This window comes from Pseudomonas lactis, from assembly GCF_001439845.1.
Lineage (GTDB): Bacteria > Pseudomonadota > Gammaproteobacteria > Pseudomonadales > Pseudomonadaceae > Aquipseudomonas > Aquipseudomonas lactis.
In genome coordinates, this window is record NZ_JYLO01000005.1 from 291384 (window position 1) to 305517 (window position 14134).

General features: G+C 61.0%; 14 protein-coding genes. 7 read left to right on the forward strand and 7 right to left on the reverse strand.

Annotated features, from left to right (window positions below):
- Positions 1-281: 281 nt before the first annotated feature.
- Positions 282-1658, forward strand: a complete 1377-nt coding sequence (locus tag TX24_RS10260; RefSeq protein ID WP_014720257.1) for an L-serine ammonia-lyase — start codon at positions 282-284, stop codon at positions 1656-1658.
- 512 nt (positions 1659-2170) lie between these two features.
- Complete coding sequence (gene gbdR / locus TX24_RS10265) at positions 2171-3274, forward strand: choline metabolism transcriptional regulator GbdR (protein WP_003194907.1); 1104 nt, start codon at positions 2171-2173, stop codon at positions 3272-3274.
- A gap of 127 nt (positions 3275-3401) precedes the next feature.
- Here gbdR and TX24_RS10270 read toward each other — a convergent pair whose 3' ends face one another.
- From TX24_RS10270 to TX24_RS10290, 5 genes are all read right to left on the reverse strand, one after another.
- On the reverse strand, positions 3402-3665 hold the full coding sequence (locus TX24_RS10270) for a hypothetical protein (RefSeq protein ID WP_032894934.1): 264 nt from the start codon (positions 3663-3665) through the stop codon (positions 3402-3404).
- A 223-nt stretch (positions 3666-3888) separates the two neighbouring features.
- Positions 3889-4383 (reverse strand): thioesterase family protein, encoded by a 495-nt coding sequence (locus TX24_RS10275; protein ID WP_057710275.1) that lies wholly within the window; start codon positions 4381-4383, stop codon positions 3889-3891.
- Between the two features lie 119 nt (positions 4384-4502).
- A complete protein-coding gene (locus TX24_RS10280) occupies positions 4503-5468 on the reverse strand; it encodes an L-carnitine dehydrogenase (RefSeq protein ID WP_057710276.1) in 966 nt (321 codons plus the stop codon).
- 138 nt (positions 5469-5606) lie between these two features.
- Entirely contained in the window at positions 5607-6494 is an 888-nt protein-coding gene (gene cdhC, locus TX24_RS10285; RefSeq protein ID WP_044271833.1) for a 3-dehydrocarnitine:acetyl-CoA trimethylamine transferase CdhC, read from the reverse strand.
- 73 nt (positions 6495-6567) lie between these two features.
- Complete coding sequence (locus TX24_RS10290; RefSeq protein ID WP_047711955.1) at positions 6568-7512, reverse strand: choline ABC transporter substrate-binding protein; 945 nt, start codon at positions 7510-7512, stop codon at positions 6568-6570.
- 195 nt (positions 7513-7707) lie between these two features.
- On the opposite strand from TX24_RS10290, the gene TX24_RS10295 reads away from it, so the two are divergent.
- A complete protein-coding gene (locus TX24_RS10295) occupies positions 7708-8652 on the forward strand; it encodes a GlxA family transcriptional regulator (RefSeq protein ID WP_032894941.1) in 945 nt (314 codons plus the stop codon).
- Between the two features lie 240 nt (positions 8653-8892).
- Complete coding sequence (locus TX24_RS10300) at positions 8893-9321, forward strand: hypothetical protein (RefSeq protein ID WP_047711954.1); 429 nt, start codon at positions 8893-8895, stop codon at positions 9319-9321.
- A 7-nt stretch (positions 9322-9328) separates the two neighbouring features.
- On the opposite strand, the gene TX24_RS10305 is transcribed toward TX24_RS10300, so the two are convergent.
- Positions 9329-9745, reverse strand: coding sequence for a DUF3010 family protein (locus TX24_RS10305; RefSeq protein WP_057710277.1), 417 nt, complete (start codon positions 9743-9745; stop codon positions 9329-9331).
- A gap of 40 nt (positions 9746-9785) precedes the next feature.
- Entirely contained in the window at positions 9786-10187 is a 402-nt protein-coding gene (locus TX24_RS10310) for a lysozyme inhibitor LprI family protein (RefSeq protein ID WP_044271826.1), read from the reverse strand.
- A 218-nt stretch (positions 10188-10405) separates the two neighbouring features.
- Here TX24_RS10310 and TX24_RS10315 point away from each other — a divergent pair, with 218 nt between their 5' ends.
- From TX24_RS10315 to dgcA, 3 genes are all read left to right on the forward strand, one after another.
- Entirely contained in the window at positions 10406-11383 is a 978-nt protein-coding gene (locus TX24_RS10315; RefSeq protein WP_003176573.1) for a dipeptidase, read from the forward strand.
- A gap of 78 nt (positions 11384-11461) precedes the next feature.
- On the forward strand, positions 11462-11992 hold the full coding sequence (locus tag TX24_RS10320; RefSeq protein ID WP_008033249.1) for a DUF5943 domain-containing protein: 531 nt from the start codon (positions 11462-11464) through the stop codon (positions 11990-11992).
- A 15-nt stretch (positions 11993-12007) separates the two neighbouring features.
- Positions 12008-14068, forward strand: coding sequence for a dimethylglycine demethylation protein DgcA (gene dgcA, locus TX24_RS10325; protein ID WP_032894946.1), 2061 nt, complete (start codon positions 12008-12010; stop codon positions 14066-14068).
- Positions 14069-14134 lie beyond the last annotated feature (66 nt).

The window sequence follows — 14134 nt, forward strand, 5'->3', positions numbered from 1 at the left end:
CGCCTACAGGGGGCGTCGTATCCAGTACAGGGAGGGTCGCATCCAGTACCGATGACGTCGCTTACAGGTTTTTCCGAAGGTAAAACTGCTGTTTTTACCCTTCTGCACCGCAAAAAACGGCCAAAACTGGCGTTCGCACGCGAGCGCCGCTGGTGAGCATGAGTGCGTCGGTGTGAGACGCCGTGATGACGAATAAAAGCTTGATGATGCCGCCATCTGGGCGATCTGAGCGTAGCACCTCGTTCAAGCCCGGCCCGTGCTTATCGAGGAGTTTCACGTTAATGGCTATCAGCGTTTTCGACCTGTTCAAGATCGGCATCGGGCCTTCGAGTTCGCACACCGTGGGGCCCATGCGCGCCGCGGCGTTATTCGTTCAAGGGTTGCGTGAGCGTGGGTGGCTGGAACAGGTGCAGCGTGTCGAAGTGCAACTGTACGGCTCGTTGTCGGCCACCGGCATCGGTCATGGCAGCGACACCGCCACCATCATGGGCCTGATGGGCGAATGGCCGGACGCAATCGACCCCACGCAAATCGGCGCCCGCATTCACACTTTGCGCGAAACCGACACGTTGCTGCTTGACGGGCGGTTGCCGGTGCCGTTTGTGTGGGCCCGGGACATGCGCCTGCTCGATGAGAACCTGCCGTTTCATCCCAACGCCATGACCCTGGTGGTGTTTGGCGAAAACGGCGAGTTGCACCGCGACACCTATTACTCGGTGGGCGGCGGTTTCGTCGTGGATGAAGCCCAGGCCCAAAGCGGTGTGGCGGACATGGACCGTACCGAGCTGCCCTATGACTTTTCCAGTGCCGTGGAGCTGTTGCAGCTGTGCAAGACCCACAACCTGCGTGTTGCCGAACTGATGCTGGCGAATGAAAAAACCTGGCGCAGCGAAGAAGAAATCCGCAGCGGCCTGATGAAGCTCTGGCGCGCCATGCAAGATTGCGTGGAGCAGGGCCTCAAGCACGAAGGCATCCTGCCTGGCGGCTTGAACGTGCGCCGTCGCGCCGCCAAGTTGCACCGCAGCTTGCAGGAGCTGAACAAGCCCAATGTGATTGGCTCGACCTTGAGCGCCATGGAATGGGTCAACCTGTTCGCCCTGGCGGTCAACGAAGAAAACGCCGCCGGTGGGCGCATGGTCACGGCGCCTACCAATGGCGCGGCGGGGATCATCCCGGCGGTGTTGCACTACTTTATGAAGTTCAGTGAAGAAGTCACCGAAGCCAACGTGGTGGACTACCTGCTCGGCGCGGCGGCGGTGGGCATCCTGTGTAAAAAGAACGCCTCGATCTCGGGGGCCGAAGTCGGTTGCCAGGGTGAGGTCGGTTCTGCGTGCGCCATGGCTGCGGCCGGATTGGCGGAGATCCTCGGCGCCACGCCGGAGCAACTGTGCAACGCCGCCGAAATCGGTTTGGAACATAACCTTGGCCTGACCTGCGACCCGGTGGGCGGTTTGGTGCAAGTGCCGTGTATCGAGCGCAATGCGATCGCGGCGGTGAAGGCGATCAACGCGGCGCAAATGGCGTTGCGTGGCGATGGCCAGCACTTCATCTCGTTGGACCGGGTGATCCGCACCATGCGTGATACCGGGGCCGATATGCATGACAAGTACAAAGAGACATCGCGGGGTGGGTTGGCGGTGAGTGCGGTCGAGTGCTGAGACCGAGTTGCCTGCATTCGCGAGCAAGCCCGCTCCCACACTCGACCGCATTTCGTCAGGATGTACTCGGTCAAATGTGGGAGCGGGCTTGCTCGCGAATGCGGTAGCTCAGCCAGCGCTGCTCACAAAGTGAACACCCTAAGCCAAAATCGCCACCTTTTAGCGCGTCGCAAATAGATAAGTAGCTTCCGAACGATTCCTACACGATCACACGCCTGATGTGCTTTGGGTGACAGACTTCTCCTACGCCCGCAAAGCGCCTTCCCACAAGTGCTACCGATCTGCTCACACCCCTTGAACCCCGCCCGTTAGGCGTCATATCCCGCACTTCACGCGCGGGCTTGTATAGACGCATCAACAGGTCGTTTTCAGGAGTTCTTGAATAGCCATTCAATTTTAGGCATGGCATTTGCTCTATCAATTGCAAAGCCTCTCCTTTTCAGGACGAGCGCAATAACAAGAGCCTCGCCTGAGGCCACCACCTGCTTTGTGTGATGTGAGGAGATACTGCGATGACGTCGACCAACTCCGGGGCCCAACCCCAGAACCGTGCGCCTCAATCCATCGGCTTTTTGCTGCTGGACAATTTCACGCTGATTTCCCTGGCGTCAGCCGTGGAGCCACTGCGCATGGCCAACCAGCTGTCCGGCCGCGAGCTGTATCGCTGGACAACGCTGAGTGTCGACGGCAACCAGGTGTGGGCCAGCGATGGCCTGCAAATCACCCCCGATGCCTCCATGCACAAAGCCCCCGTCCTGGACACGGTCATCGTGTGCGGCGGCGTGGGTATCCAGCGCACCGTCACCCGTGAGCATGTGTCGTGGCTGCAAAGCCAGGCACGCCAGTCTCGTCGCCTCGGCGCGGTGTGCACCGGCAGCTGGGCCCTGGCCTGCGCCGGCTTGCTCGACGGCTTTGATTGCAGCGTGCACTGGGAGTGCCTGGCGTCGATGCAGGAAGCCTTCCCGCGGGTGGCCATGAGCACGCGCCTGTTCACCCTCGACCGCAACCGCTTCACCAGCTCCGGCGGCACCGCGCCCCTGGACATGATGCTGCACCTGATCAGCCGCGACCACGGCCGTGAATTGTCCGCCGCCATCTCCGAGATGTTCGTGTACGAACGCATCCGCAACGAACAGGATCACCAGCGTGTGCCGCTCAAGCATATGCTCGGCACCAACCAGCCGAAACTGCAGGAAATCGTCGCGCTGATGGAAGCCAACCTCGAAGAGCCGATCGACTTGGACGAACTGGCGGTGTATGTCGCCGTGTCGCGCCGGCAGTTGGAGCGGCTGTTTCAGAAATACCTGCACTGCTCGCCGTCGCGCTACTACCTCAAGCTGCGCCTGATTCGTGCACGGCAACTGCTCAAGCAGACGCCAATGTCGATCATCGAAGTCGCCTCGGTGTGCGGGTTTGTGTCTACGCCGCACTTTTCCAAGTGCTACCGCGAGTACTTCGGCATTCCGCCTCGGGATGAGCGCGTAGGCTCCAACACCACCCAGCAAGTGGCGATGATGCCGATTCCGCCGGCACTGGTGTTGTCACCGTTGTCGGGGCCGATGTCGGCGTTGAGCCAGGCGCGCAACGAGTCGACGTTTGCCAGCGTAAGGCTCTGACACCGGGCTGCCTTATGGTAGGAGCGAGCTTGCTCGCGAAAAACTCAAGATCGCCGTGGGGTATCTGATGCCCCGCGTTATCGTTGGCGATTTTCGCGAGCAAGCTCGCTCCTACAGAGGATGTATTTCAGGCGCCAGAGCTTTGTTTGAACTGCATCAGCGCAGGCAACAATTGCTTGTCGATCGCCTGCCTCACCGCCGGCAAAATCGTCGCACTGCCGCTGTACATCTTTTCAACCATGCCCTTGAGCGCCTTGGCCCGGGCTTCGCTCAACCCGCGCACCGCACATTCGCAAGCCTGCTCGGCGGTAGCGCCGCTGGACACTTCAAAACCCAGCGAGCGCAGTTGGCCCAGCAGGTCATCCTGGTCAATCAAATCCGCGTGCATCATGACGGTCATCCTGGTGTAGGGAGCGGGAATTGACTTGGATTCTGGTAGGCCCCAGGACTGGCGGCAAGGGCAGAATCCAGCGATGGCTCGTATGGCTATGAACAGGTCGTTTTCGGGTCACTTGATCTGACCCGTAACAGGCACACTGACCCCAGGCACGCAGCTTGACGGTTTGGTCACCCTCGAATGCACGGCTCACACAAAGCACTCTGCCCCGATCCCGTCACGGCTGGATCGGGGCTTTTTTTTGCGCGGGCAGCCCAATCACCCGGCCGAGCAGGGCAGGCCGGGGTAGGTCGGCGTGTTCCTGGCTCAGGGCAGTGAGTTTTTCCAGGGTGGCGCCGGCAAACGGCGCCGACTGCGGCCCGGCCAGGTCGACATGCAGCAGCATCTGCTCGTTACCGGCCAACTCGCGCCCTTCGCCCACAAGGTGCAGGCTGTGATAGAGATGCAGGCGCTTGGCGTCGTGGGCGATCAGTTGGGTATGCACCTCAACCTCGGCGCCGAGCTTTACCTCGTGCAGGTAGTTCAGGTGCAACTCCAGGGTGAACAGCGAGTGGCCGCTGGCTTCGCGGTTTTCGCTGTCCAGCCCCAGGGTGTCCATCAGCGCATCGGTGGCGTAGCTGAAGATCAGCAGGTAGAACGCATCACGCAGATGGCCGTTGTAGTCGACCCAGTCCGGCTGGACTTTGGTGGTGTAGGTGGTCAGTGCGGGCATGGTATGAATTCCAATGTGTAGGAGCGAGCTTGCTCGCGAAAAACTCAAGATCGCCGTGGGGTACCTGATGCCCCGCGTTATCGTTGGCGATCTTCGCGAGCAAGCTCGCTCCTACAGGGTTATTCGGCGAAGTTCATGCCGTGCTTGGCCTTGGTTGTTTTTACGGCTTCCAGCACCGCCAGCAGGCAGTCATCACGATAGCGCTCCAGCGCCGAAATGCTGTGGTTACCTAGCTGATCGGCGGTACCGTCGACCACATCATCAATCAGTTTTTCAGTCAGTTCAGGCGCTGGTAGATAAGTCCACGGCAACTGCAACGCCGGGCCGAACTGCGCCATGAAGTGGCGCATGCCCGCATCGCCGCCCGCCAGGGTGTAAGTGAGGAAGGTACCCATGAATGACCAGCGCAAGCCGGCGCCAAAGCGAATGGCATCGTCGATTTCACCAGTCGTCGCCACGCCGTCATTGACCAGGTGCAGCGCCTCACGCCACAGCGCTTCCAGCAGGCGGTCGGCAATAAACCCCGGCACTTCCTTGCGTACATGCAGCGGGCGCATGCCGAAGGATTCATACACCTTGATCGCTGCCTGGATCGCCTCTGGCGCGGTGTTTTTGCCGCCCACCACCTCTACCAGTGGCAACAGGTAGACCGGGTTGAAGGGGTGGCCGACCACGCAGCGTTCCGGGTGGGTGGAGCCCTCATAGAATTCGCTGGGCAACAGCCCGGAGGTGCTGGAGCCTATCAAGGCATTCGGCTTGGCCGAGGCGCTGATCTGGCTGTGCAATTGCAGCTTCAGCTCCAGGCGTTCCGGGGCGCTTTCCTGGATGAAGTCCGCGTCTTTCACGCATTCTTCGATGGTGGTGACAAAGCGCAGGCGGTCTTGGGAGGCACCGGGCGCCAGGCCCTGTTGTTCAAGGGCAGTCCAGGCGTTGGCGACGCGTTTGCGCAGGGCTGCCTCGGCACCGGGCGCGGGGTCCCAGGCGACTACATCCAGGCCATGGGCAAGGGCACGGGACACCCAGCCGCTGCCGATGACGCCGCTGCCCAACGCGGCGAAGGTTTTGATGTCGGTGATAAAGCGCATGGCATATTCCTAAAAAGTTCGGTATTCCCCTGTGGGAGCGGGCTTGCTCGCGAATGCGGTGGGTCAGTACCGAATGCACCAACTGGCACACCGCATTCGCGAGCAAGCCCGCTCCCACAGGGTTGTGTGGTGTCTGTGTTAGCCGCGTTGGGTCAGGCCCATCTTGATGCGGCCTTCGGCCGGGGTCAGGACCCGTGCGCCTAACCGGCTGAGAATTTCACTGGCGCGTTCCACCAACTGGCCATTGGTGGCGAGCACGCCCTTGTCCAGCCACAGGTTGTCCTCAAGGCCCACCCGTACGTTGCCGCCCAGCAGCACCGCCTGCGCGGCCATCGGCATTTGCATGCGACCAATGCCGAAGCCCGCCCACACCGCGTCGGCGGGAAGGTTGTCGACCATGGCTTTCATGGTGGTGGTGTCGGCCGGTGCGCCCCAGGGAATGCCCAGGCACAGTTGGAACAGCGGGTTATCAAGCAGCCCTTCCTTGATCATCTGCTTGGCAAACCACAGGTGGCCGGTGTCGAAAATCTCCAGCTCGGCCTTTACGCCCAGTTCCTGGATACGTTTGGCGCCAGCACGCAGTTGCGCCGGGGTGGACACGTAAATGGTGTCGCCATCGCCGAAGTTCAGCGTGCCGCAGTCCAAGGTGCAGATTTCCGGCAGCAGTTCTTCGACGTGGGCCAGGCGGGTCAGCGGGCCGACCAGGTCGGTATTAGGCCCGAACTCCATGGGATTCTCGCCGCCACCGATCTCCAGGTCGCCGCCCATGCCGGCGGTGAGGTTGACGATGATGTCGATGTCGGCCTCGCGGATGCGCTCCATCACTTCACGGTACAGGGCTACATCGCGGCTGAATTTGCCGGTTTGCGGGTCGCGTACATGGCAATGCACCACGGTGGCGCCGGCTTTGGCGGCCTCTACCGCGGCGGCGGCGATTTGTTTGGGCGTGACCGGCACGTGTGGGCTTCGGGCGGTCGTGTCGCCAGCACCGGTGAGTGCGCAGGTGATGATGACGTCGTGGTTCATGAGGCGGTTCCTTACAGGCGTGGTGGTGCCGTTCGCGGTCGCAAGTGGCCGCGAAACGGTGGTTCGCAAAACGTTATTTGCTGGTCAGTTGCAGGTTGGTCGCGGCGGGTTTGCCGTCGAAAGTGGTGACGCCATCGAGCCAGCGCTGCCGGTCTTGAGGGTGATCCTTGAGCCACTGCCGTGCGGATTCCAAGGCGTCCTTGTGATCCAGCAGCGGCTGCATCATCCGGCTCTCGTCGGCGGCGGTGAATGTCAGGTTGGTCAGTAGCTTATGCACGTTGGGGCACTGTTCGGCGTAGGCCGGCGCGGTCACGGTCCACACGGTGGCCATGCCTTCGTTCGGGCCCAGGGCGTCTTCGCTGCCGGAGAGGTAAGTCATCGCCACATTGACGTTCATCGGGTGCGGCGCCCAACCAAAGAACACCACGGCTTCCTTGCGGCGCACGGCACGGTCCACGGCCGCCAACATGCCGGCTTCGCTGGACTCCACCAACTGGAACTTGCCCAGGCCGAACTGGTTCTTGGCGATCATCGCCTTGATCTGGGTATTGGCGCCCGAGCCCGGCTCGATGCCGTAGATCTTGCCGCCCAGTTCTTTCTCGAACCTGGCGATGTCAGCAAAGGTTTTCAGGCCCTTGTCGGCCAGGTAAGTCGGCACTGCGAGGGTGGCGCGGGCGTCTTCCAGGCTGGCTTTGTCGAGGACCTTGACTTGCTTGGCGTCGACGAACGGCGTGATGGTCTGGGTCATCAGCGGGTTCCAGTAACCGAGAAACAGGTCCAGGCGCTGATCGCGGATGCCGGCAAAGATGATTTGCTGAGAGGCGCTGGTTTGTTTGGTCTTGTAGCCGAGGCCATCGAGCAGCACCTGGGCCATGGCGCTGGTGGCGATGACGTCGGTCCAGTTCACCACGCCCATGCGCACGTTCTGGCAAGCAGGGGCATCCGCTGCCATGACAGGGGTGCTCAAAATAGCGCTGGCGCTGAGTGCAAGTACGCAGCGGCTGATCAGTCGGTTCATGGGTGGAGCCCTCGGCAGGTCGTTATTGTGGGTGCCGGCGTCTTGGTGCGCCGTGGGATCACGTTACGCAGCTTGGCGCCCCGCAAAGCGCACAGCGGCGACTCGCTCTTGCACTGCAGCGACCTGTGCTCTTGAATGGCCGGTTGAACTGGCGTATCACAGTGACCACGCTGCCCGTCCGACGAGAGCGCCACCATGTCCCAGGATGTCTATTTCTTGCTGATGCCGGGTTTCTCGGCCCTCGGTTTTATCTCCGCACTGGAACCGTTGCGGGTGGCCAACCGCTTTCGCGGCGAGCTGTACCGCTGGCACATCTTGAGTGCCGATGGCGGCGCGGTGCTGGCGAGCAACGGTATGTCGGTCAACGCCGACGCCGCGCTTGAGCCGCTGAAAAAAGGCGCGACTTTACTGGTGGTGGCCGGCTTCGAACCCCTGCAGTTCGCCACGCCCGCCCTGGAGCATTGGCTGCGCCGCCTCGACCATGAGGGTGTGACCCTCGGCGCCATCGACACCGGCGCCTGCGTGCTGGCCGAGGCGGGCCTGCTCGACGGCCACCGCTTGACCTTGCACTGGGAAGCCATCGACGCCTTCAAGGAAGCCTATCCGCACCTGAGCGTGACCCAGGAACTGTTCGAAATCGACCGGCGCCGCATCACCTGCGCCGGCGGCACGGCCTCCATCGACCTGATGCTCGACCTCATCGCCCAGGCCCACGGCCCGGAGCTGGCTATCCAGGTTTCCGAGCAATTCGTACTAAGCCGCATCCGCCCACGCAAAGACCACCAGCGCATGCAGATCGCCACGCGCTACGGCATCAATAACAAGAAGCTGGTGCACGTGATCGGCGAAATGGAACAGCACACCGAACCGCCCCTGAGCACCTTGGCCCTGGCCGAAACAATCAAGGTCACCCGACGCCAACTGGAGCGGCTGTTTCGCCTGCACCTCAACGACACCCCCAGTAACTTCTACCTTGGCCTGCGCCTGGAAAAAGCTCGCAAACTGCTGCGCCAGAGCGACATGAGCGTGCTGGAAGTGAGTATTGCGTGCGGGTTTGAGTCACCGTCGTATTTCACGCGAAGTTATCGAGCCAGGTTCGCCAAATGCCCTAGGGAGGACCGGCGACGGGAGGTGGTTTAAGCGTTGGTGCAGATTCAATGTGGGAGCTGGCTTGCCTGCGATTGCGATGTATCAGTTGGCCTATGCAGTGCTGACCCGCCGCCATCGCAGGCAAGCCAGCTCCCACATTGGTAAGTAGTGTGGTGTCAGGAAACGCATGTGGTGGTGTGGGAATATTCTTGTTTTTCAAGGTTGCGGGCGATTACTGGAAACGGACTGCTAACGTTCAAAGGGTTCCTTACGTAACCATAAGAGGTTGGCATGCTGAAAAAACTAATCACTCTGATCGCACTCGCGTCCACCCCAGTGTGGGCCGCCCAGGCGCCAGCGCCTTTCACGGGCGCCGATTACAGCGGGCGTTATGAGTGCACTGGCCAGGACAAACATATCGGCAACTTCAAAGGCGTTGTCGACATGAAACTCGACGCCAAGCAAAGCACTGGCAAATATGCGGCCTACACCTTCACTCTGACCCTGGAAGACAAGTCCCGCTATGAAGGCATGGCCGCCGGGACTGCCGATACCCTGGGTATCTACTTCGCCCACACCGACCCTGCCTTGAAAGACTTTGGTGTGGGTGTCGCCCAAGTAACACCTACCCCAGAAGGCAAGGTGTCCTTCGTCAAGTATTACTACGGCCCAGAATACGAAGGCGGCGGGCACGGCCTGGAGCACTGCGTCAAAAGCTGACGCGCAGTTATTTCTTCATCAGGCCTGAGCAGGCTGTTTTATAGGCCTCGTGCTGATACTTGTTGAGCGTCGCGGGCAGATCAAAGGTGTGCTTCTTGTTCTGTGCATTGATGGTCTGCGGCGACAGCAGCGTCACCTCCACCCCTTCCAGCAATTGAAACACCCCTTCAATCTTGAACGTCGTCGGGCCACCGGCGAACTCGCCTTTTTTGCTGCGCTTCTTAATGGCAATGCGCGTGATGCCGTTGGCCTGGACGAATGCTTTTGCCTGGGCGGCGAAGGCTTTGACATTGGCTGCTTCGTCGTCGTCTTCAAGGGCGATTTTCTTGGTGGCCAAGGCGACGTGGGTCAGCGCCTGGTTGTCCAGGGAGGCGACGGCGATGATGGCTTCGCTGCCTTTGATTTCGATGCCGCAGAGAGTCATGAGTAGCCTTGATCAAAAGAGAAGGTGGCGCGATTGTCGCTTATTCCTGGCCAATCGACTCCAAAAACTCCGACCGCTCATCACTCATCCGCGCCAGGCAGTCGTTGTGCGCAATGGCATAGGCCTTGGTGCCGGTTACCGCCGGGAAGGTGTCCACTGCACAATCGGCGTCGCGCAGTTTTTCCCATTTTTGCTGGGCATCCTTCAGACGGGCGGTAATGTCCGCCAGTTTGGTCTTGTCGCTGCCGTAGGTCGAACCCATGCGCTCCAGCAACCCCTGATAGTTATCCTTGAGCAATTGCTCGGCGGTGGTTTTGTTGTAGGTGGCGCATTCCAGGGTTTGCTGGTCGTTCTCGATACCGTCGCACGGCGTGCTGTCGGGGTCTTCGGCCGCGTGGGCGGTGGTTGCGATGAGTGCCAAAGCCAGGAAAATCGATTTCATTGCGCCGTCTCATATCAGGTGATGAGGAATTCTGGCTCAAGCGTAAGACAAAGAACAGCCGACCGTGGGGCCTGTCTTCGCAGCCTTTGTCGCGGATTGACGCTTTCGGCAATTCCCCTGTCGTTTTTGCACCCGGCTCCGTCGGTGCCTGGGCATATGCTGGCCCCAAAGCGCCGGCAGACGATTCGGCGCATGAATCGCCAATAAGGGGACGCCTGATGAGCCCAGCCGAGTTGCACGCCGACAGCATCGTTATCGACGGTCTGATTATTGCCAAGTGGAACCGCGACCTGTTCGAAGACATGCGCAAAGGTGGCCTCACCGCCGCCAATTGCACGGTGTCGGTGTGGGAAGGCTTCCAGGCCACGATCAACAACATCGTTGCCAGCCAGACCCTGATCCGCGAAAACAGCGACCTGGTGATCCCGGTGAAAACCACCGCCGACATCCGCCGCGCCAAGGAGCTGGGCAAGACTGGCATTATCTTCGGCTTCCAGAATGCCCATGCCTTTGAGGACCAGCTCGGCTATGTCGAGATCTTCAAGCAGCTCGGCGTGGGCGTGGTGCAGATGTGCTACAACACCCAGAACCTGGTGGGCACCGGTTGCTATGAGCGCGATGGCGGCCTCTCGGGTTTCGGGCGTGAGATCGTCGGCGAGATGAACCGCGTCGGCATCATGTGCGACCTGTCCCACGTCGGCTCCAAGACCAGCGAAGAGGTCATCCTCGAATCGAAAAAGCCGGTGTGCTACTCCCACTGCCTGCCGTCCGGGCTTAAAGAGCACCCGCGCAACAAGTCCGATGAAGAGCTCAAGTTCATCGCCGACCATGGCGGTTTTGTCGGCGTGACCATGTTTGCGCCGTTCCTTGCCAAGGGCATCGACTCGACCATCGACGACTACGCCGAAGCCATCGAATACACCATGAACATCGTCGGCGAAGACGCGATCGGCATCGGCACCGACTTCACCCAGGGCCACGGCCAGGATTTCTTCGAAATGCTCACCCATGACAAGGGTTACGCCCGCCGCCTGACCAGCTTCGGCAAGATCATCAACCCGCTGGGCATCCGCACCGTGGGCGAGTTCCCCAACCTCACCGAGACGCTGCTCAAGCGCGGCCACAGCGAGCGCGTGGTGCGCAAGATCATGGGCGAGAACTGGGTCAACGTACTCAAGGACGTCTGGGGCGAATAAGCCACTGCTCGCTTAATCCTTCACCCGCCGCCATCCGCGCGGCGGGCATCAAAACGAATTTTCTGGAGTTAAGTTTCCATGGCCAAGATCGCCCCGCAATTGCCTATCGAAGTCGACAGCGAAACCGGTGTCTGGACCTCCGACGCCCTGCCGATGCTGTACGTGCCACGCCATTTCTTCGTCAACAACCATATGGGCATCGAAGAAGTGCTGGGCGCTGACGCCTACGCCGAGATCCTCTACAAGGCTGGCTACAAGTCCGCTTGGCACTGGTGTGAAAAAGAAGCTGAATGCCACGGCCTGGAAGGCGTTGCGGTGTTCGAACACTACATGAAGCGCCTGTCGCAACGCGGTTGGGGCCTGTTCAAGATCCAGGACATCGACCTGGACAAAGGCACCGCCAGCGTCAAGCTGGAACACTCGGCGTTCGTCTATGTGTACGGCAAGGTCGGTCGCAAGGTGGACTACATGTTCACCGGCTGGTTTGCCGGCGCCATGGACCAGATCCTGCAAGCGCGTGGCAGCAAGATCCGCACTGTCGCCGAACAAGTCTACGGAGGCTCCGAAGAGGGCCACGATGATGGTTTGTTCACCGTCAAACCGTTGTAAGCCGAGGACCGTGCCATGGCTTTCGAAGCAATGTTCCAGCCGATCCAGATCGGCAAACTGACCATCCGCAACCGCGTGCTCAGCACTGCGCATGCCGAGGTGTATGCCACCGACGGCGGCATGACCACCGACCGCTATGTGAAGTACTACGAAGAGAAAGCCAAGGGCGGTATTGGCCTGGCGATCTGCGGCGGCTCCTCGGTGGTGGCCATCGACAGCCCGCAGGAATGGTGGGCGTCGGTGAACCTGTCCACCGACCGCATCATCCCGCACTTCCAGAACCTGGCCGATGCCATGCACAAGCATGGCGCCAAGATCATGATCCAGATTACCCACATGGGCCGGCGCTCGCGGTGGGACGGCTTCAACTGGCCGACCCTGATGTCGCCGTCCGGCGTGCGTGAGCCGGTGCACCGTGCCACCTGCAAGACCATCGAGCCGGAAGAGATCTGGCGCGTGATTGGCAACTACGCCCAGGCTGCGCGCCGGGCCAAGGCCGGTGGCCTGGACGGGGTGGAATTGTCGGCCGTGCACCAGCACATGATCGACCAGTTCTGGAGCCCGCGGGTCAACAAGCGTACCGACGAATGGGGCGGCACTTTCGAGGGCCGCATGAAGTTCGGCCTGGAAGTGTTGAAGGCCGTGCGTGCAGAGGTGGGTGACGACTTCTGCGTGGGCATGCGCCTGTGCGGCGACGAGTTCCACCCGGACGGCTTGTCCCACGAGGACATGAAGCAGATCGCCAAGTACTACGACGACACTGGCATGCTCGATTTCATCGGTGTGGTGGGCTCGGGTTGCGACACCCACAACACCCTGGCCAACGTCATCCCGAACATGAGCTACCCGCCGGAGCCGTTCCTGCACCTGGCGGCCGGCATCAAGGAAGTGGTCAAGGTGCCGGTGCTGCACGCGCAGAACATCAAGGACCCGAACCAGGCCACGCGCATTCTGGAAGGCGGCTATGTGGACATGGTCGGCATGACCCGTGCGCACATTGCCGACCCGCACCTGATCGCCAAGATCAAGATGGGCCAGATCGACCAGATCAAGCAGTGCGTGGGCGCCAACTACTGCATCGACCGCCAGTACCAGGGCCTGGATGTGCTGTGCATCCAGAACGCCGCGACCTCCCGTGAATACATGGGCGTACCGCACATCATCGAGAAGTCCACCGGGCCCAAGCGCAAGGTGGTTGTGGTGGGCGCCGGCCCGGCCGGGATGGAAGCTGCACGCGTGGCGGCCGAACGTGGCCACGACGTGACGCTGTTCGAGAAAAAAGAGTTTATCGGCGGGCAAATCACCACCGCGTCGAAAGCGCCGCAGCGTGACCAGATCGCCGGTATCACCCGTTGGTATCAACTGGAACTGGCGCGCTTGAAAGTCGACCTGCGCCTGGGTGTTGCAGCCGATGCCGAGACCATCCTGGACGTGCGTCCGGACGTGGTGGTGCTGGCGGTGGGCGGTCATCCGTTCATCGAGCAGAACGAACACTGGGGCGCCGCCGAAGGCTTGGTGGTGAGCAGTTGGGACGTGCTCGACGGCAAGGTGGCGCCGGGCAAGAACGTGCTGGTGTACGACACCATCTGTGAATTCACCGGCATGTCGGTGGCCGACTTCTTGGCCGACAAAGGCAGCCAGGTGGAAATCGTCACCGACGACATCAAGCCGGGCGTGGCGATCGGCGGTACGTCGTTCCCCACGTACTACCGCAGCATGTACCCCAAGGAAGTGATCATGACCGGCGACATGATGCTGGAAAAGGTCTACCGCGAGGGCGACAAGCTGGTGGCCGTGCTGGAGAACGAATACACCGGCGCCAAAGAGGAGCGGGTGGTCGACCAGGTGGTGGTGGAGAACGGCGTGCGTCCGGACGAGGCCATTTACTACGGGCTCAAGGAAGGTTCGCGCAACAAGGGCCAGATCGACGTTGAAGCCTTGTTTGCGATCAAGCCGCAGCCCTGCTTGAGCGAAGCGGGCGAGGGGTACTTGCTGTTCCGCATTGGTGACTGTGTGGCCCAGCGCAATACCCACGCCGCCATCTATGACGCCCTGCGCTTGTGCAAGGATTTCTGACGAGGTGAACTCGGTCAAATGTGGGAGCGGGCTTGCTCGCGAAGGCGGTGTATCAGGCACTGGATG

What these genes read in the sequence shown, in the direction of transcription:
- TX24_RS10260 (WP_014720257.1), top strand. Translation starts at nt 282, where the DNA reads ATGGCTATCAGCGTTTTCGACCTGTTCAAGATCGGCATCGGGCCTTCG.
- gbdR (WP_003194907.1), top strand. Translation starts at nt 2,171, where the DNA reads ATGACGTCGACCAACTCCGGGGCCCAACCCCAGAACCGTGCGCCTCAA.
- TX24_RS10270 (WP_032894934.1), bottom strand. Translation starts at nt 3,665, where the DNA reads ATGATGCACGCGGATTTGATTGACCAGGATGACCTGCTGGGCCAACTG.
- TX24_RS10275 (WP_057710275.1), bottom strand. Translation starts at nt 4,383, where the DNA reads ATGCCCGCACTGACCACCTACACCACCAAAGTCCAGCCGGACTGGGTC.
- TX24_RS10280 (WP_057710276.1), bottom strand. Translation starts at nt 5,468, where the DNA reads ATGCGCTTTATCACCGACATCAAAACCTTCGCCGCGTTGGGCAGCGGC.
- cdhC (WP_044271833.1), bottom strand. Translation starts at nt 6,494, where the DNA reads ATGAACCACGACGTCATCATCACCTGCGCACTCACCGGTGCTGGCGAC.
- TX24_RS10290 (WP_047711955.1), bottom strand. Translation starts at nt 7,512, where the DNA reads ATGAACCGACTGATCAGCCGCTGCGTACTTGCACTCAGCGCCAGCGCT.
- TX24_RS10295 (WP_032894941.1), top strand. Translation starts at nt 7,708, where the DNA reads ATGTCCCAGGATGTCTATTTCTTGCTGATGCCGGGTTTCTCGGCCCTC.
- TX24_RS10300 (WP_047711954.1), top strand. Translation starts at nt 8,893, where the DNA reads ATGCTGAAAAAACTAATCACTCTGATCGCACTCGCGTCCACCCCAGTG.
- TX24_RS10305 (WP_057710277.1), bottom strand. Translation starts at nt 9,745, where the DNA reads ATGACTCTCTGCGGCATCGAAATCAAAGGCAGCGAAGCCATCATCGCC.
- TX24_RS10310 (WP_044271826.1), bottom strand. Translation starts at nt 10,187, where the DNA reads ATGAAATCGATTTTCCTGGCTTTGGCACTCATCGCAACCACCGCCCAC.
- TX24_RS10315 (WP_003176573.1), top strand. Translation starts at nt 10,406, where the DNA reads ATGAGCCCAGCCGAGTTGCACGCCGACAGCATCGTTATCGACGGTCTG.
- TX24_RS10320 (WP_008033249.1), top strand. Translation starts at nt 11,462, where the DNA reads ATGGCCAAGATCGCCCCGCAATTGCCTATCGAAGTCGACAGCGAAACC.
- dgcA (WP_032894946.1), top strand. Translation starts at nt 12,008, where the DNA reads ATGGCTTTCGAAGCAATGTTCCAGCCGATCCAGATCGGCAAACTGACC.